Genomic DNA, 18,259 nt, shown 5'->3' with positions numbered 1-18,259 from the left:
CGCGGTGCGATGGCCACCATCTGGCGCGGCGGCTGCATCATCCGGGCCCGCTTCCTGGACCGCATCCGGGAGGCCTACGCGGAGAACGACGCGCTCGAGTCCCTGCTGGTGGCGCCGTACTTCGCGGCTCGGCGGGCGGCTGGCCTGGCGCCGGTACGCGCGGGTGGCCCGGCGGGTGGGGATGCGCCCGGAGCAGATGGTGGACCTGGCCGAGGAGGTCTTCACGCACGTGGACCAGATCGCCACGGCGTGCGTACTCGGATACGCGCAGGCCAAGGCGGACCTCGGCGAGGCGCGGGAGCGTCGGCGGCGGCTGCTCGCGGAGGTGCTCGCGGGCACCCGGCCTGACCTGCTCGCGACGGCGGCCGAGGAGGCGGACTGGGCGCTGCCCGAGGTCGTGGCGTGCGTGGCGCTGGGTCCCGGGACCGGCTGGCGGGAGGCGGCGGACCCGCGGCCGACCTCGACCGGGTACGGCGCGCGGCTGCCCGAGGAGGTGCTGGCCGAGCTCTCCTCGCCCGACCCCCACCTGCTGCTGCCCGAACCCGAGGCGTGGCTGGACAAGCCGGAGATCATCGAGTTCTTACGCGACCGGCGCGCGGTGGTCGGGCCGACGGTGTCGCTGCGTTCCGCGGCCGATTCGCTGCGCTGGGCCCGGCTGGCCCGGGAGCGGCTCTCCGCCTCAGCCCTCGACCACGCGCCGATCCGCTGCGACGGCCATCTGCCCGCGCTGCTGCTGTTGGGCGACGAGGCGCTGGTGCGGCTGATCGGCGAGCGCAGGCTGGCGCCGCTGGGCGGGCTGACCGTCAAGCAGCGCGAGCGGCTCGAGTCGACGCTGCTGGCGTGGCTGGACACCAGCCGGGGCACCGCGCCGGAGGTGGCCGCGCGGCTCGGGATCCATCCGCAGACCGCGCGCAGCCGGCTGCACCGGATGCAGGAGCTGCTCGGCTCGGCCCTGGCGCACCCGGAGTCGAGGTTCGAGATCGAGGTGGCGCTGCGCGGGCGGCGGCTGCTGGCGCGGTTCGGCCGCGCCGCCTGAGCCACCCGCCCGGGCCACCTCCCGAACCACCCGCCTGAACCACCCGCCCGACGCGGGTAAGTGCTCAGATCACCACCGGCAGCTGCGGCAGGTCCGGCCGGCGCAGCCAGCGTTCGAAGAACGAGCCCTGAGTCTCTATCACGGCCTCGAGCCCGGCGTAGTGGCCGGTGAACAAGGCCACGAAATCGCTCGTGCGCACGCCGCCGTGGCGGTGGGCCGCGGTCCACTCGCGCACGATCCGGAAGAACGCGTCGTCGCCCACGGTCAGGCGCAGCGCGTGCAGGGCGAGGGCGCCGCGCTTGTAGACCCGGTCGTCGAACAGCTGCGCCGTGCCCGGGTCGAGCAGCACCAGGTCCTGCGGCAGCCGGGCCAGGCGCCGGTGCCAGCGGCGGGCGTGCTCGTCGGCGGTGCGCTGGCCGCTGGCCTCGGACCAGAGCCACTCGGCGTACGCGGCGAAGCCCTCGTGCAGCCAGATGTCGCGCCAGTCCACCAGGGTCAGGCTGTTGCCGAACCACTGGTGCGCGAGTTCGTGCGCGATCAGGCGCTCGTTGTCCCAGCCGCCGGCCAGGTGGTTGCTGCCGAAGATGGAAAGACCCTGGGCCTCGATCGGGATCTCCAGGACGTCGTCGGTGACCAGCGCGGTGTACCCGGCGAAGGGGTACGGCCCGAAGCGCTGCTCGAACACCTGCATCATCCGGGGCTGCGCGGCGAACGCGGCGGTGGCGCGCGCGGCCAGGCGCGGGGGGACGACGAGCTGCTGCGGGATGTCGGCGGGCAGGTCGATCGAGCGGTACCGGCCGATCTGCACCGTGGCCAGGTACGTGGCCATCGGCGCGTCCTGGCGGTAGACCCAGGTCGCGCTCGACCCGCGCGGCGTGCGTTCCTCGAGCACCCCGTTCGCCACCACGTGGTACATCGCGGAGGTGGTCAGCGTGACGCGGTAGGTGGCCTTGCGGTCCGGCCGGTCGTCACACGGGAACCAGGACGGCGCGCCGGTCGGCTGGCTGGCCACCAGCACGCCGTCGGTCAGCTGCTCCCAGCCCAGGCCGCCGTACGGACTCTGGACCAGGTGCGGCGTGCCGCCATAGCGCACCTCGACGCTGAACCGCGCGCCCGCCTCGATCGGCCGGCCGGCCGGCACGGTGACGCGCAGCTTGCCCGCGCGGTGGGTGTGGCGCACGCGGGCGCCCTGCACGGTGACCCGCTCGACCCGCAGGGCGTTGGACAGGTCGAGTTCGAACACGCCGAGCGGCTCGGCCCCCTCGGCCTCGGCCGTGAGCACGGCCGTGCCGTCGAGCCGGTTCGCCGCGACGCGGTAACCGAGGGTCAGGTCGTAGTGGGCGACGCGGTATCCGTCGTTGCCGTGGCGGGGGAAGTACGGTTCGAGCTCGGGCACAGTGCTAGTCATTCGGGCTTTTCGTCGATCCAGGGGGCGATCGGGTTTCCGGTCCAGCGGCTGCGCGGCGGCACCGCCTCGCCGCGCATGACCAGCGAGGCCGGGCCGACGCTGGCGCCGGTGCCGATGCTCGCGGCGGGCAGGATCACACACTGCGGGCCGAGGGTGGCGCCCTCGTGCAGGGTGACCAGGTCCATGCTCATGACGCGGTCGTGGAACAGGTGGGTCTGCACCACGCAGCCGCGGTTGACGGTCGCGCCGTCGCCGAGCACGATCAGGTCGGCCTCGGGCAGCCAGTAGGTCTCGCACCACACCCCGCGCCCGATCCGGGAGCCGAGCGCGCGCAGCCAGAGGTTGAGCACGCCGCTGCCGAGCCAGGATTCGGCGAACCAGGGGGCGCCGATGAGCTCGATGAAGTTGTCCGCGAGCTCGTTGCGCCAGACGAAGGAACTCCACAGCGGCTTGTCCTCGGCCGCGATCCGCCCGACGATCCCCCATTTGGCCGCCACCGCGATCGCCGCGCCGAGCACTCCGGCCCCGAGCAGCACGGGTCCGGCGAGCAGGACCGCGGCTACGGCGCCGAGGTCGGCGGCGACCTGCGCGAGCAGGACCGCGACGAGCAGCGCGAGGCCGGCCGAGATGAACGCGGGCACCAGCCGGCAGATCTCGACCGCGGCCCTGGCCGCCTTGAGCCGGGCGGGCGGGTCGTAGGTGAGCGAGGTGTCCGTGTCCTGGCTCGCCCGGCGCAGCCGCTCCGGCGGCATGCCCAGGTACGACTTGTTGCGCTTGGCCTTCTCCGGCGCGGCCGAGAGCACACCGACGAGGCTGCCCTTGGGCAGCTTGCGGCCGAGGCCGACCATCCCGGAGTTGCCGACGAACACGCGCTTTCCGATGCGCACCTGCCCGACGCTGAGCAGGCCGTCGGCCAGCTCGTAGGGCGCGATCATGGTGTCGTCGGCGAGGAACGCGCCGTTGTCCACGCTCGTCATCGCGGGCACGGCCAGCACGGTGGAGGCCTCGACGTCGCGACCGACCTGCATGCCGAGCGCCCGCAGCCAGACCGGGGTGGCGATGCTGGCGTAGAGCGGGTAGAGCCAGATCCGCGCCATCGCCATGAGCTGCGTCGTCGTCCACACCCGGTACGCGGCCAGGCTGTGCAGCGGGAAATCACCGGGGCGCATGCCCAGGCTCAGCGCCCGCACACCGGCGAGCACCAGCGCGGCGAAGGCGAGGAAGAACACGACCACGGCCGGGACGAGCCCGGCCACGCCCTGCCCGAAGGCCTGCCAGGGCGTGCGCGCGCCGCCGAGGAACGCGGCCAGCACGGCCAGCGCCGGGACCGCGGCGGCCAGCGGGAGCAGGCCGAGCAGCAGTGCGGTGCACCCGTAGGCCACGGACCAGCGGCGGGTGAAAGCAGGCGGGGCGGGCGGGCCGAACTCCTCGGCCGCGAGCAGCGCCTGCGCCTTCGCGCCCTTGCCCGCGCCCTTGCCCGGCCTGACCCGCTTGGCCGGGGACCCGGCCCAGTGCTCTTCCTCGGGCACCTCGCCGGCCACCGCGGAGCCGGGCGCGATCCGCGCGTGCGCGCCGACCCGGGCGCCGGGCAGCAGGGTGGAGCGGGTGCCGACCGAGGCACGGGCGCCGACCCGGATCGTGCCGACGTGGACGAGGTCGCCGTCCACCCAATGGCCCGTCAGGTCGACCTCGGGTTCGATCGCCGCGCCCTCGTCCAGCCGCAGGTGCCCGGTGATCGGCGGCGGGGAGTGCAGCACCGCGTCGCGGCCGATCCGGGCGCCGAGCGCGCGGGCGTAGAGCGGGAGCCAGGGGCCGCTGGCGATGCTGACCGCGGCGAGCCGTTCGGCCAGGGTCTGCGCGGCCCACAGCCGCAGGTGCACCCGGCCGCCGCGCGGGTAGCTGCCCGGGCTCAGGTCGCGCAGCAGCAGCCGGGCGCCGAGCGCGGAGATCAGGATGCGTCCGGGCGGGGCGACGAAGAGCAGGAACCCGGCGAGCACGGCCCACCAGGACACCCGCGGCGCCCAGGCCGGGCCGAGCAGGTCGCCGGCGGCCGCGAGCACGGTGAGCCAGCGCACCATGCCCAGCACGGAGATCGGCAGCATCGCGGCGGCCTGCGCCACCTGGAAGCCGAGCCGGACCGGGCGGACCTCGCTCGCCTCGCCGTGCGCGCCGAGCAGCGAACGCGGCGCGCCGGTGGCGGGGGCGAGTTCGGCGAGCCGGTCGGCCAGGTCGCTGAAGCCCGGGTTGTCGTAGACGTCGCGCACGGTCACGGTCGGGTGGGTCAGACGCAGCACCGACACGAGCCGGGCCGCGGCCAGACTGCCGCCGCCGGCGTCGAAGAAGTCCGCGTCCAGGCCGAGCGGGCGCGAGCCGAGCACGGCGGCCCAGTGCTCGGCGAGCTCCTCCTGCGCCGGGGTGAGTTCGGCCGCGCGCTCCTCGGCCGCGGCGCCGGCCGGCCCGGCGGGCTCGGGCAGCGGCCAGGGCAGGGCGAGCCGGTCCACCTTGCCCGAGGTACGGGTGGGCAGTTCCTCCACCACGGCGATCCGGGGTACCAGCGCGGCGGGCAGGCGGGTGGCCAGCAGGGCCCGCGCGGCGGCGGGATCGAAGGGTTCGACGTCCTCGGCGCCCGCGGCGCGCAGGACCAGGTAGCCGACCAGGATCTGACCGCCCGTCGGGCCCTTGACCGCGGCGGCGGCCGCGGCGACCCCGGGCAGCGCCTGCAGCGCGGCGTCGATCTCGCCCAGCTCGATCCGGCGGCCGCCCAGCTTCACCTGCTCGTCCGCGCGGCCGAGGAAGACCAGCCCCTCCGGATCCGCGCGCACCAGGTCGCCGCTGCGGTACGCCCGGTCCCAGCCGGCGGCCGGCAGCGCGGCGTACTTCGCCGCGTCCTTCTCCGGGTCCAGATAGCGGGCCAGGCCCACGCCCGCGATGACCAGCTCGCCGGACTCGCCGGGCCCGACCGGCTCGCCGGCCGCGTCGATCACGGCCAGCTCCCAGCCGTCCAGCGGCAGCCCGATGCGCACCGGACCCTCGCCGGTGAGCAGGGCGGCGGTGGCCACCACGGTGGCCTCGGTGGGCCCGTAGGTGTTCCACACCTCGCGCCCGTCCACGGCCAGGCGCTCGGCCAGCTCGGGCGGGCAGGCCTCGCCGCCGAAGATCAGCAGCCTGACGCGGTCGAGGGCCCCGGCCGGCCAGAGCGCGGCCAGGGTGGGCACGGTGGAGACCGCGCTGATGCCGCGTTCCACCAGCCAGGGGCCGAGATCCACGCCGCTGCGCACCAGCGAGCGCGGGGCGGGCACCAGGCAGGCGCCGTGCCGCCAGGCCAGCCACATCTCCTCGCAGGAGGCGTCGAAGGCCACGGACAGGCCGGCCAGCACCCGGTCCCCCGGGCCGAGCGGGGCGCGCTGCAGGAACAGCCGGGCCTCGGCGTCCACGAAGGCGGCTGCGGCGCGGTGCGTGACGGCGACGCCCTTGGGCACGCCGGTGGAGCCGGAGGTGAAGATGATCCAGGCGTCGTCCTCGGGCCGGGGCGCGGCGGCGCGGGACCCGGCGGACGGGTCGTCAGCTGCGGTGTCGTCAACTGTCTCGGCTGCGGTCGCGGCTGCGGCCGCGGCGGCTTCCGTGCCGGTCAGATCGATCCGCAGGCCCTCGCGGACGACCGCGCGCACGGCGGCTTCGCCGAACACCAGCGCGGCCCGCTCCGGCGGATCGTCCACGTCCACCGGCACATAGGCGCCGCCGGCCGCGAGAATTCCCAGGATGGCGAGGTAGAGTTCGGCTGTACCCGAGGGTATGTGTACGCCGACGCGGTCGCCCCGGCCGACTCCGGCCTCAGCGAGTCGCTCGGCGACCTCGGCCACGGCGGTGCGCAGCGCCTCGTAGTCGAGCCGGCTGACGCCGTCGTCGAGGGCGGGGGCGTGCGGGTGCTGCGCGGCGGTGGCCTCGAGCACGTCGAGCAGGGTGCGCGGCGAGGGGGCCGCGGTGGCGGAGCCGTACCGGGCGGTATCGGCGAGCAGGCGGTAGGGCGGCAACTTCGGCGCCTGCTTCCTCTGGGAGACTGCGGTCTCCGGTCAGCCTAACAGAGATGCGGTATATCAGCTGATTTGTCACCATATCCTATGGAGGACACCAGACACCGGCCGGAGTGGAGCTGACGGGGCATGGACGCACAGCGCACCCGCATCGAACCCCAGCCGGCGCTCTACCCGCTGGTCGACCTGGACTCCATCACCGGCCATCTGAGCGACTGGGTGCGCGAGTACCGCACCCACGCGGACCTGCGGGTGGAGTATCCAGATGGTTACGATCCGATCCTGATCCGGCCGGACGGGCGCGAGGTGGACACCTGGCGGCTGGACTACCCGTACGACAACCTGCTGCGACGGGCCGAGTACGACCCGACCAAGCGGGCGCTGCAGATCGAGCTGCTCAAGCTCCAGTCCTGGGCCAAGGAGACCGACGCGCGGCTGGTCATCGTCTTCGAGGGCCGGGACGCGGCGGGCAAGGGCAGCACCATCAAGCGGTTCATCCAGCACCTGAACCCGCGCGGGGTGCGGGTGGTGGCGCTCAACAAGCCGAACAAGCAGGAGCGCACCAGCTGGTACTTCCAGCGGTACGTGGCGCACCTGCCCTCGGCCGGGGAGTTCGTGCTCTTCGACCGGTCCTGGTACAACCGGGCCACGGTGGAACCGGTGATGGGCTACTGCACCGACGAGGAGTACCGGCTGTTCCTGCGTCAGGCGCCGCTGTTCGAACGGATGCTGGTGCAGGACGGGATCATCCTGGTCAAGTTCTGGTTCTCGGTCTCCCGCGCGGAGCAGCTCACCCGCTTCGTCATCCGCGACGTGGACCCGGTGCGCCGGTGGAAGCTCAGCCCGAACGACCTGGCCTCGCTCGACCGCTGGGACGCCTACACCCGGGCCAAGGAGGCGATGTTCACCGCCACCCACACCGAGCGGGCGCCGTGGACCGTGGTCAACGGCAACGGCAAGCGCCTCGCCCGCCTCGAGGCGATGCGCTTCGTGCTCTCCCAGGTGGACTACGCCGGGAAGAACACGGACCTGGTCGGCGTGCCGGACCCGCTGATCGTCGGCCCGCCGCGGATGGCCGGCGCCCCCGGCGGCTCGGGTCTCGCCTCACGCTGAGCCGGGCGGCCGCACCGGTCACCGGTCACCCGCTGCACCCGTCACTCGTCGACGAACTCGTATTCGGTCACGTCGCGCACCGGGCGGTAGCCGAGGCGCTGGTAGACGGCGTTGCTGGTGGGGTTGGACAGGTCGGTGTAGAGCAGGACGTGCGCGGCGCCGCGCTCGAGCGCCTCGTGCGAGGCGGCCCAGGTGATGCCGGCCGCGTAGCCGTGGCGGCGGTGCTCGGGCGGGGTGTAGACGCCGGTGATGCGCGAGCTGCCGCCGGCCACGCCGGTGAAGTTGGCACAGCCCACCGGCTCCTCGCCGCTGATCCACAGCAGCTGCCGCCCGTCGCGCACGCGGGAGCTGACGTAGGGCTCCGGGTCGCGCGGGCCGTTCAGGCCGCACTCACGCAGGAACTCCAGCTCCCAGGCGGTCAGCAGCGCCACGTCGGCAAGGGTAGCCAGACGGGCGTGGCCGACCGGGGCCGGTTCTGGCGCGGTGGGCTCGGCGAAGGTGAACAGCCGCATCTCGTGGTGCGCCCTGATCCGGTAGTCGCAGCCGAGCAGCCGGGACCAGTGCGACGCGATGCCCTCGGCCGCCTTCACACCGCCGGAGACGCTCAGCGGCCGGGCGCGCCCGGAGGCCTGCCAGGCGGCCGGGAGTTCGGCCGCGGCCTGCTCGGGCAGCTCGGCGCCGAGGGTGAGCGCGTACGGGTACTGAGCCGTGAAGGCAGCCCGGATCCGGCCGTCCTCGTCGCGCCACCAGCCGTAGCAGTCCTGCTCCATCGGCTCGCGCGGGCTGGTGCGCAGGCCGGCCGTGATGGCCAGGGTGGAGGTGTTGCCGACCGGGTCGCGGCTGAGGAAGGCGAGCGCGGCGTCCGCGAAGGCGCCCCCGTCTCCGGTCAGCGTCCATCCATGATCCGTCACGCGGCCCATCCTTCCGGCGGCGCGAAGCCGAGGTCAACCCCCTGGCCGCGCTACCATCGCCGATGTGGAGCGGATTATATGAAGATCTTCGTCTCCTCCGACATGGAGGGCACGGCCGGGGTGGTGGACTGGGAGCAGTGCCGCCCGGGCCAGGGCGACTACGAGCTCTACCGGGGGCTGCTGCAGTCCGAGGTGAACGCGGCCATCTCCGGGGCCCAGGCGGCCGGCGGGGACCACGAGATCCTGGTCAACGACTCGCACGGGCGGATGGCGAACCTGCGGCCGGACCGGCTGTGCGGCGAGGCCTCGTACCTGTCCGGCCGGCACAAGCCGATGTACATGATGCAGGGGCTCGACGACTCCTTCGACGGGATCTTCTTCGTCTCCTACCACGGCTCGATGTCGGCCGGCCCGGCCACGCTCTCGCACACCTACAACCCGCTGGCCATCGCCGAGGTCAGGCTCAACGGCACGGTGGTGGGCGAGAGCGGCATCAATGCCCTGGTCGCGCTCGGCCACCGGGTGCCGGTGCTGCTGATCACCGGGGACGACACGACCGCCGCGGAGCTGCGCCCGCTCTGCCCGGACGCGCGCGCCGCGGTGGTGAAGAAGTCGGTCACCCGCTTCGCCGCCGAGAGCCTGCACCCGAGCCGCGCCTGCGCGCTCATCCAGGCCACCGCGCGCGAGGCGGTCGAGGCCGCGGCGCGCGGTGAGATCAAGCTGCCCCGCATCGCGCTTCCGGCCACGCTCAGCGTCCGGATGCGCAATCCCGACCTGGCCGAGCTGGCCTGTTGGCTCGAGCGGGTCGAGCCGGACCCGGCGGAGCCGACCGTGGTGCACCTGCGCGACGAGGACCCGATCCGGCTCTACCGCACCTTCGTCACCCTGGTCCTGCTCACCCGCGGCATCGCCGAATAGCCCGACAGCCGCGCCGCGAATCAGAGCTCGAGCTTGACCGGGTACTGCCGCAGCCAGGAGTCGAGCAGCAGCACCGGCTCCGCGGCCCGGCGCAGCTCCGGCCCGGACGCCGACTCCACCGCCCGCCGGGCCGCGGCGGCGTCGAGCAGCGGGAGCACCGGCGAATCAGGGTTCGCCAGCACCTCGCGCAGCCGCCGCCGCACGCCCTCGGCGAAGACGGGGTCCTGCGTGCTCGGATACGGGCTCTTACGCCGCCCGGCCACCTCGACCGGCAGCAGGTCCTGCGTCGCCGCGCGCAGCAGGGACTTCTCCCGGCCGTCGAAGGACTTGAACTCCCAGGGCACGTTGAACACGTACTCCACCAGCCGGTGGTCGCAGAACGGCACCCGCACCTCCAGCCCGACCGCCATGCTCATCCGGTCCTTGCGGTCGAGCAGGCCGGGCAGGAAGCGGGTGAGGTGCAGATGGCCGAGCTCCCGCATCCGCCGCTCGGCCGGGCTCTCCCCGGACAGCCGCGGCACCTGGGCGAGCGCCTCGCGGTACTGCTCGGCGACGTAGTCGCGCAGCTCGAGCTTGGTCAGCAGGCCGGGGTCGAGGAAGGAGTGGGGCGTGTTCGTGGTCTGCTCGCCGGAGAATCCGCCGGAGCGGGCCAGCCAGGGGAAGGTCTCGGCGTTCACGGCGGCCTCGTCGTGGAACCAGGCGTACCCGCCGAACACCTCGTCGGCCGCCTCGCCGGAGAGCGCGACGGTGTTGCCCTGCTCGCGCAGCGCGCCGAAGAGCAGGTACAGCGAGGTGTCGCCCTCGCCGAGTCCGTCGGGCAGGTCCCGGGCGCGCACCACCCGGTCGATCGTGTCGCGGTCGGCCAGCCGCGCGGCGTCGAGCAGCACCTCGGTGTGCTCGGCTCCGACGTGCTCGGCCAGCAGGCGGGCGAAGGGGGCGTCGAGGGTGTCGCGCATCCGGTCGGCGTCCGCGTCCCAGTGCTCGTGCTGGCCGGCGAATCCGACCGCGTACGAGCGCACCGGCCCCTTGTTGCGGCGGGCGAGCGAACGCGCGGCCAGCGCCGTGATCGCGGACGAGTCGAGGCCGCCGGAGAGCAGCGTGCACAGCGGCACGTCGGCGATGAGCTGCCGCTCCACGATGTCCTCGAGCAGTTCCCGGACGTGCGCGACGGTGGCGGGCAGCTCGTCCCGGTGCTTGCGCGCCTCCAGCGTCCAGTACCGGCGCGTCACCGGGTGCTGATCCTCCCGCACCACCAGCGTGTGCCCGGGACGCAGCTCGTGCACGCCCCGGTAGCAGGTGCGGCCCGGCGTCCTGACGAAGGAGAGCAGTTCGGCCAGCCCCTCGGCGTCCACGGCGGCCTCGACCTCCGGGTAGGCCAGCAGGGCCTTGATCTCCGACCCGAACACCAGGCCGTCGATCGTCCGCGCGTAATACAGCGGCTTGACACCGAGCCGGTCCCGGGCGAGCAGGAGCAGCTCGCGCGAGCCGTCCCAGAGCGCGAGCGCGAACATGCCGCCGAGCCGCTCCACGAAGTCCTCGCCCCAGGCCAGATACGCCTGGAGCACGACCTCGGTGTCGCTTTCAGTGACGAAGACGCGGCCCTTGGCCTTCAGCTCGGTCCGCAGCTCGCGGTAGTTGTAGACCTCGCCGCTGTAGACGAGCACCACCTCGTCCACGGCGTTGTCGCAGCGGGCCCGCATGGGCTGGCGGCCGCCCTCGGGGTCGATCACGGCCAGCCGCCGGTGCCCGAGCGCCGCGTTGAGCCCCAGCCAGATCCCGGAGGCGTCCGGGCCGCGGCAGGCCAGGGTCTCGGACATCGCCTTGAGCAGGTCGGGGCGCTGCCTCGGCTCCGGAGGGAACCTGACCCAGCCGGTGATTCCGCACATGCGGACAATTCTGGACCTTGCGGGCCTAGGAGCCGGGGACGCTCGCCGGGACGGGCTCAGCCGACGGCGTAACGGACGACCCGTCAGCCGGGGCCTGCGCGGCGGGCAGTTCGCGCAGCGGCGCGGGCGCCGGCACGGCGAGCTGATCCTCCGGCAGTTCGGCGGCCTTGAGCACGGCGTGCACCGGCCCTATGGCCGCGCGCCGTTCCTCCGTGAGCTGATCCACCAGGACGCTGCACCCGGCCCAGATCGCGCCGCACTGCTCGACGATGTCGCGGACGGTGGCCGCCTGCGCGCCCGTCTGGAGCCAGTCGTCCACCAGCAGCACCCGGTCGCCCGCGCCGAGCATCTCGCGCTGGAGCCGGAGCGTGTGGCGCAGGCCCCGGTAGTCCGGCGTGGTCTGGCCGAAGGCCTTGTCTCCCGGCAGCATGCCGATGCCCTTGCGCACCGGCACGAACCCGACCCCGAGTTCCACCGCGACGGCCGCGCCGAGCAGGAACCCGCGCGACTCGATCCCGCACACGGCCGTGACGCCCTCGGCGCGGACGGGTTCGGCCAGCCCGGCCACGAGCGCGCGCAACGCCTGGGCGTCCCGGAACACGGCCCAGACGTCGGCGTGGCCGCCGACCCAACGGAAGTGCCGGAGCACGAGCTGCGCGGCGTGGGAGGCTGAGGACGCTGACATGGAGGCAGTGTGCCCGTCGGCCTGGGCCTCAGTCCAGTGGGTGACGCGGGTCCACGCCGTCCGGCGCCGCGGCGCGCGCGGCACCTGGGAGGTAACCGTTCTCCAGGTCGATCGGTCCTTCGCCCGAGGTCAGCCCCCGGTGTGCGAGACGCATCCGGCGCAGCAGCCGCCCGGTCAGATGCCGATCGAGTTGAGCTAATCCGACGTAGTGATACTCCGAGAGTTCCTCCGTCTGGAGCACAAGCGCCGCGTGCTGCGCCGCCGTCAGCCGCCCGCAGTCGAACACGTACATGATCGACGGACGCGGCCGCTCGGGCCGGGCCGGCATGAAGTCCACCACCAGCAGCCGACCGGGTTCGATCGCCAGCCCGAGCTCCTCGGCGAGTTCGCGCCGCAGCGTCTCGCGCGGATACTCCCCCGCGTCCATGGCGCCGCCCGGGATCTCCCAGCCGGGCTTGTAGGTCGGCTTGACCAGCAGCACGCGTCCGTCCTCGTCGGTGATCAGTGCGCCGGAACCGACGTAGGCCGCGGGGAGGGTGGAGAGGAAGTCGTTCATGCCCGCAAGCCTAGGAAGACCACGGGTTGTCGGGTGGGGGCCTGTATCTAGTCGCGGGACTCGGGCACGGTCAGGTCGAGCCGGGCCAGCAGCCAGAGCAGCGCGAGGGTGGCCAGACCGCTGCCGGCGAGGGCGATCAGGCAGCCGGTGTAGAACGCGGACTGGGAGGTCTCGTAGCCGGGCGCGTAGTGCACGCGGTGGTAGTAGGTCAGCGCGGCGTAGAGCATGGCGCCGCACACCGCGGTGGCCGTGCCGAGGGCGATCGGGCCGAGCGTGAGCAGGCCGCGCGGCGGGCGGCCCTCGAGCGGGCGCGCCGCGATGGGCCGGATGCGTCCGAAGGCGGCCAGCACGAGCACGGCGAGGCCGGCGTAGAACAGCACCACGAGGTCGGCGCCGAGGGTGTCGCTGGGGCGGTGCCAGCGTGCGACGATCGTCAGCGCGCCGATCTCGGTGGCGGTCGCGGCCGTGCAGAACGCGATCAGGCCCCTGAATCGGTACGGCGCCACCAGGATCAGCGCGAACATCACCGACATGGCCACGGTGGTGTGCCCGCTGGGGAAGCTGTTGCCCGCGCTGTCGGTCCAGCCGGGCACCAGGTTCGGCCTGATCAGCGTGCTCTTGAGGAACTCGGTGGTGGCCATCGAGGCGCCGACCACCGCCGCGCCGGCCAGGGCGAGCGCGACCTGACGGCGCAACAGGCCGATCCCGACCACCACGAGGACGGCCGCGATCACGCTCCAGGTGCCGATCAGGTCGAGGGCGCCGACCGCCTGGGCCGGGCGCTGCATCGCGGTCTGCCCGGAGCCGACCCACACCGCGTTCTCGAACCGCTGCCCCACCCCGCTGCGCACCGCGACCAGGTACACCACCCCCAGCAGTACGGCGCTCGCGGCCGCGACCGCGGCGGCCCTGCGCACGGTGACGGCGGTGGTGGCGACGGGAGCCGCGGTGGCGGTGGAGGTGGCCATCGGTGAGTTCCGACTTTCAGGTGGTGGAGCGGGGGGACGCCGGACGGCCGCGGGGGTCAGCGCACGGACGGCTCCGCCGGCAGCTCGATCCGGCCGCGCACCAGGTCCTCGAACTGTGCGACCCGCAGCGGCCGGGCGAACAGGTGGCCCTGCACGTAGTCGCAGCCGAGCTCGCGCAGCCGGTCGCGCTGCTGCCAGGACTCCACGCCCTCGGCCACGACGTGCATCCCGAGGGCGTGGGCCAGGGTGATGACCGCGACCACGATCGCGTCGTCGCCGCGGTGCCGGGTGAGCCCCTCGATGAACACACGGTCGATCTTAAGCGCGTTGACCGGGATCTCGCGCAGGTGGCCGAGCGAGGAGTAGCCGGTGCCGTAGTCGTCCAGCGCGATCTGCACCCCGATCCGGGAGAGCTCGGCCAGGGCCCAGCGGACCTCGCCCGAGGCCTCGTGCACGGCGGTCTCGGTGACCTCAAGGCAGATCTGCTCGGCGGCCACCCCGTGCTTCGCGATCGCCCCGGTGACCTCCGCGACCAGGGCCGGATCGTGCGCGAGCTGCCGGTTGGAGACGTTCACCGAGAGCATCAGCGGCCGGCCCCCGTCCAGTCCGGGCTGGGCGTTCCACTCCGCGAGCTGGCGGCAGGCCTCCTCGATCACCCAGCGCCCGATCGGGATGATCAGGTGGGTCTCCTCGGCCACGCCGATGAACTCGGACGGCGCCAGCAGCCCGCGCACCGGGTGGTGCCAGCGGATCAGCGCCTCGGCGCCCACGATCCGGCCGCCGGAGAGGCTGAGCACCGGCTGGTAGACGAGTTCGAACTCGCCCCGCTCCACGGCCAGGCGCAGATCGTGCTCGAGGTCGATCCGCGCCACCGCCAGCTCGTGCGCGGCCGGCTCGAAGAAGCGGTACCCGCCGGTCACCCCGCCGGCCGCCTTGACCTGGTACATCGCCGCGTCGGCGTCCCGCAGCAGGGCGTCCACGTCGGCCTCGTCGTCCTCGGCCATGGCGATGCCGATGCTCGAGCGCACGTGGATCGCCTTGCCCGCGCAGCTGAACGGGCGCACCAGGCAGCGGTTGATCCGCTCGGCGATCTCGGCCGCCTCGTGCCGCTCCACGTCCTCGCACAGGATCACGAACTCGTCCCCGCCGAACCGGGCCACCAGATCGCCCCGGCGCACCGCCTCGCGCAGCCGGTCGGCCACCGCGGCGAGCAGCTCGTCCCCGGCCGCGTGGCCGAGGCTGTCGTTGATCAGCTTGAACCGGTCGAGGTCGAGGAAGAGCACGGCGAGCCCGGCCCGCCGCGCGGTGCCGAGCTCGATCGCCTGCCGGATCCGGCTGACCAGCAGGGTGCGGTTGGCCAGGCCGGTCAGCGGGTCGCGCACCGCCTGCTCGGCCAGCGCCTCCTCGATCCGGCGCCGTTCGGTCAGGTCCCGGCTGACCGCGAGCACGCTCAGCACCTCGCCGTCGTCGTCGATCTCCGGGACGAACCGGGTGTGCAGGAAGCGGTAGGTGCCCGCGAGCATCACCCCGAACTCCCGCTCGGCGCTCTCGCCGGTGGCCAGCACGTGCCGCAGCGTGTCGTCCCAGCCCTGGACGAACTCCTCCGGCTCCTGGCCCATCTCCTCCAGGGTGCGTCCGAGCAGCTCCCGCCGCGCCATGCCGCTGATCTTGAGCGCGGCCGGGTTCGCGTAGGTGCAGCGCAGGTTCCGGTCGAACCGGGACATCGGGTCGGGGCTGGTGTCGATCAGCGTGCGCAGCTCCCGGCCGACCCGGTCGAGCTCCGCGGTGCGGGCGATCAGCTCGCGCTCGGCCATCTTGCGCGCGGTGATGTCGCGGCTTATCCCGAAGGTGCCGATGATCCGGCCGTCGAAGTCGCGCAGCGGCTGCTTGCTGGCGCTGAGCGTCTCCTCGTCGCCGGTGTGCGGCCGCAGGTGCGGCTCCTCGACGTCGTTGACCGCCACGCCGGTGCGCATGATCTGCTGCTCGGTCTCGAAGGCCGCGGAGACGTGCTCCGGGGTGAAGTAGTCGCGCACCGACTTGCCGAGCATGTCCTCCGGGCTGGCCGCCCCGGTGAACTCGGCGGCGCTGCGGCTGGCCTTGATGAACCGGGAGTCGCGGTCCTTGAAGTAGATCATGTCCGCGCAGGTGGACAGCAGGTTGTAGAGGCAGATCCGGTCGAGTTCGGCCGGGTCGAGGGCTCGCGCCCCACCTGGCGCCTGCTGCGGCGCCGCCTGGTCCGGCTCGCCGACCTCGGCGGGCGGGCCGTTGCCCGCGTCCGCCCCGTGCTCCGACGTACTCGTCATCGACGAACCTGCTCCCTTGCGTCCGGCTGGTGCGCTGCCGGGCGGCGGCACGGCCTCGCCCAGCGACTCCGGAGTGCGATCTCCATCTTATCCGAGCGTGATCTCCGGGCTCTCGCCCCCGTCGGCGCCCTCGCCGACACCTGTGTTCTCACCGGGTGTGATCCGAACCACATGTCCGTCCGGACGGATCAGCACCGCCTCGGCCCGGCCGCCCCAGCCGCCGCGCAGCGCCCAGTCCGGCCCGAGCACGCCGCGCGCCGCGAAGACCGCCGGCGCCTCGTCCTTCGCCTGCTCCACGGCGACGTCGGCGGCGTCGTCCGCCTCGTCCGACGCGCCGCCGAGCCGCAGCGACGCGAAGCGCCCGGCTCCGGCCTCGGCCAGCAGCTCGTAGAGCCGCTTGGGCTCACTCGGGCCGACCCCGTCCGCCACGTCCAGCAGCAGGTCGGGCACGCGCGTGCCGAGCCGCGGATCCTCGCCTTGCGCCGAGTAGCGCACCTCGAGGCCGGCCAGCCGCCGCGCGTACTGCAGGTTGACCTCGGGGTGCTCACCGAGCAGCGCCTCGAACCGGGCCCGCAGCGCCGAGCCGTCCGCGCCGGTCGCCGCGACCAGCGCCATCTGCGCCCGCACGTCCTCGAGCACATGCTCGCCGGCCGGGCGGCGCTCCGCCTCGTAGCCGTCGAGCAGGGCGTCGCCCGCGTCGGGCCGCTCGCGCTGCGCCCGGACCACGGCGGTCAGCCGCCAGGCCAGATTGTGTGCGTCCTGGATGCCCAGGTTCATGCCCTGGCCGCCCATCGGGAAGTGCACGTGCGCGGCGTCCCCGGCGAGCAGCACGCGGCCCTCGCGGTAGCGCTCGGCCTGCTTGGCCGAGTTGCCGAGCGTGGCCACCCGCTCGGTCGCGCGCATGCCGTAGTCGGTGCCGGTGATGCGGCGCACCGAGTCGCGCACCGCCTCGGCCGTCCACACCATGCCGACGTCGTTCATCACGGCGTGGTCGATCGTGGAGACGACGAAGCGGCCGTCGGGCAGCGCGATGACGAAGAAGGTGCCCTGCTCGTGGGTCTGGATGTAGTCCTGCGGCTTCGGCGGGTCGGCGAACTCGACCAGCGCGGACGGGGAGAGCATCGTGTCCGGGTTCCCGTGGAAGCCGATGCCCGCTACCTGCCGCACCGTGCTGCGGGCGCCGTCACAGCCCACGACGAAGCGCGCGGTCAGCTCGGACTCGCCCTCGCCGTCGCGCACCCGCACGCTGACCCGGTCCTGACCCTGCGTCAGCCCGACGGCCCGCCAGCCGCGCCGCACGGAACCGCCGCAGCGCTCGAGGTGCGCTTCGAGCAGCTCCTCGGTGCGCGCCTGCGGCTGGAGCACCAGGAACGGGAAGGCGGAGGGCAGCCGGGTGAAGTCCAGCCGCCGCGTACCCATCGCGTAGTGCCAGGTGGACAGCTGCCTGCCGGAGCCGAGCAGTGCAGTCACGGCGCCGCGCGAGTCGAGGATCTCGAGCGTCCGCGGATGCACGACGAACCCGCGCGACCAGGAAGCCCGCTCCTGCCGCGCCTCGAGCACGCACACCCGCACCCCGGCGGCGCACAGCTCGGCGGCCAGCCAGAGCCCGACCGGACCGGCGCCGACCACCAGGACCTCGGTGTCGAGGTCCGGCGCACCGCCGTCCGGCGGGGCCGACGCGTTCGGTTCAGCTGGCACGGCCATCCGGCTCCTTCGCTCGCCTTCCCTCGACACCTGCGAGTACGAACGATGATAGCGGGCGGGGCAAGTGAGCTCCCTGGGCCGGATGAGCCGTGACCTTCAAGCAAGGACCCGAGTATCGTCATCCGGTATTCGATCCGGGTTGTCGTTCCGTAAGAAGAGTGGGGACAGAGTGAGCGTGCGCTTGCGCGCCGTGGCCTTGGCCGCCACTGCCGTGCTGGGCAGCAGCCTGATATCCGGCTGCGGAGCCGGCCAGACCACTCCGGTGCTCCTGCGGAGCGGAACCACGCTCGGGCTGGCCTGGTACCTGTGGGCCTGGGAACAGAAGGGGAGCCTTTGCATGTCGACGGGCACCGCGGCCGGCCCCGACGGCGGCGACATCACGCCGCCCCCGAACGCGGTGGAGGGCGGGCAGTGCGAGTACACCGACAAATACCCCGCCGCCACGTACTACATGAGTGCCGAAGGCGGAACGGACGGGAAGGACGATTTCACCGTCTCGCTCGTCTTCGGACCGCTCCCCTCGGACGCCACCCATATCAAAGTGGCGACCCACCTGACCCTCACCACCCAGCCCTTCCCCAGTGGAAAGGGCCTGCCGACCGGCCGCTACTGGGTCTGGGTCGACACCTACGTGCCGCCGGCCTCGGTGGGCACCGTGCTCGACGTCCCACAACCGCTCGACAATCAAGGCAAGCCGGTGGCGTTCCAGATCTTCTGAGACGCACGGGTCACGCCGAGAC

At 73.4% G+C, this 18,259-nt stretch carries 13 protein-coding genes and 1 pseudogene; 5 read left to right on the top strand and 9 right to left on the bottom strand.

Annotated elements, in window-relative coordinates; all coding sequences use genetic code 11:
- A pseudogene (locus KDL01_RS47070) lies at nt 1-345 on the top strand (PucR-like N-terminal domain-containing protein); the annotation flags it as partial.
- Nucleotides 326-1,036, top strand: a complete 711-nt coding sequence (locus KDL01_RS05665; protein ID WP_498037985.1) for a helix-turn-helix domain-containing protein — start codon at nt 326-328, stop codon at nt 1,034-1,036. The pseudogene KDL01_RS47070 and the gene KDL01_RS05665, both read left to right, overlap by 20 nt.
- Nucleotides 1,037-1,100: 64 nt before the next feature.
- On the opposite strand, the gene KDL01_RS05660 is transcribed toward KDL01_RS05665, so the two are convergent.
- Both KDL01_RS05660 and KDL01_RS05655 read right to left on the bottom strand, forming a co-directional pair.
- On the bottom strand, nt 1,101-2,432 hold the full coding sequence (locus KDL01_RS05660) for a M1 family metallopeptidase (RefSeq protein ID WP_307846120.1): 1,332 nt from the start codon (nt 2,430-2,432) through the stop codon (nt 1,101-1,103).
- 8 nt (nt 2,433-2,440) lie between these two features.
- Nucleotides 2,441-6,475, bottom strand: a complete 4,035-nt coding sequence (locus KDL01_RS05655) for a Pls/PosA family non-ribosomal peptide synthetase (RefSeq protein ID WP_212527259.1) — start codon at nt 6,473-6,475, stop codon at nt 2,441-2,443.
- Nucleotides 6,476-6,604: 129 nt separating this feature from the next.
- Here KDL01_RS05655 and ppk2 point away from each other — a divergent pair, with 129 nt between their 5' ends.
- Entirely contained in the window at nt 6,605-7,588 is a 984-nt protein-coding gene (ppk2, locus tag KDL01_RS05650) for a polyphosphate kinase 2 (protein WP_212527258.1), read from the top strand.
- Between the two features lie 41 nt (nt 7,589-7,629).
- On the opposite strand, the gene KDL01_RS45125 is transcribed toward ppk2, so the two are convergent.
- Nucleotides 7,630-8,499 carry a GNAT family N-acetyltransferase gene (locus tag KDL01_RS45125; RefSeq protein ID WP_212527257.1) on the bottom strand — a complete coding sequence of 290 codons (870 nt, stop codon included), beginning with the start codon at nt 8,497-8,499 and terminating at the stop codon, nt 7,630-7,632.
- A gap of 78 nt (nt 8,500-8,577) precedes the next feature.
- On the opposite strand from KDL01_RS45125, the gene KDL01_RS05640 reads away from it, so the two are divergent.
- Nucleotides 8,578-9,417: a M55 family metallopeptidase gene (locus tag KDL01_RS05640; RefSeq protein ID WP_212527256.1), complete on the top strand. Its 840-nt coding sequence runs from the start codon at nt 8,578-8,580 to the stop codon at nt 9,415-9,417.
- A gap of 20 nt (nt 9,418-9,437) precedes the next feature.
- Here KDL01_RS05640 and asnB read toward each other — a convergent pair whose 3' ends face one another.
- The 6 genes from asnB to KDL01_RS05610 form a co-directional block, all read right to left on the bottom strand.
- Entirely contained in the window at nt 9,438-11,303 is a 1,866-nt protein-coding gene (asnB, locus tag KDL01_RS05635) for an asparagine synthase (glutamine-hydrolyzing) (RefSeq protein WP_212527255.1), read from the bottom strand.
- 25 nt (nt 11,304-11,328) lie between these two features.
- Nucleotides 11,329-11,988: a phosphoribosyltransferase family protein gene (locus KDL01_RS05630; RefSeq protein ID WP_212527254.1), complete on the bottom strand. Its 660-nt coding sequence runs from the start codon at nt 11,986-11,988 to the stop codon at nt 11,329-11,331.
- Between the two features lie 28 nt (nt 11,989-12,016).
- A complete protein-coding gene (locus KDL01_RS05625) occupies nt 12,017-12,544 on the bottom strand; it encodes an NUDIX domain-containing protein (protein WP_212527253.1) in 528 nt (175 codons plus the stop codon).
- A gap of 47 nt (nt 12,545-12,591) precedes the next feature.
- Entirely contained in the window at nt 12,592-13,512 is a 921-nt protein-coding gene (locus tag KDL01_RS05620) for a phosphatase PAP2 family protein (protein ID WP_212527252.1), read from the bottom strand.
- Between the two features lie 56 nt (nt 13,513-13,568).
- Nucleotides 13,569-15,815 (bottom strand): sensor domain-containing protein, encoded by a 2,247-nt coding sequence (locus tag KDL01_RS05615; RefSeq protein WP_212527251.1) that lies wholly within the window; start codon nt 15,813-15,815, stop codon nt 13,569-13,571.
- A gap of 87 nt (nt 15,816-15,902) precedes the next feature.
- Nucleotides 15,903-17,513, bottom strand: a complete 1,611-nt coding sequence (locus KDL01_RS05610) for an FAD-dependent monooxygenase (protein ID WP_212527250.1) — start codon at nt 17,511-17,513, stop codon at nt 15,903-15,905.
- A 175-nt stretch (nt 17,514-17,688) separates the two neighbouring features.
- On the opposite strand from KDL01_RS05610, the gene KDL01_RS05605 reads away from it, so the two are divergent.
- Nucleotides 17,689-18,237, top strand: a complete 549-nt coding sequence (locus KDL01_RS05605) for a hypothetical protein (protein WP_212527249.1) — start codon at nt 17,689-17,691, stop codon at nt 18,235-18,237.
- Nucleotides 18,238-18,259 lie beyond the last annotated feature (22 nt).

The sequence above is a fragment of the Actinospica durhamensis genome (genome assembly GCF_018139695.1).
Lineage (GTDB): Bacteria > Actinomycetota > Actinomycetes > Streptomycetales > Catenulisporaceae > Actinospica > Actinospica durhamensis.
The sequence above is the reverse complement of the archived record's forward strand: the minus strand, read 5'-3'. Positions and strand labels throughout refer to the sequence as shown.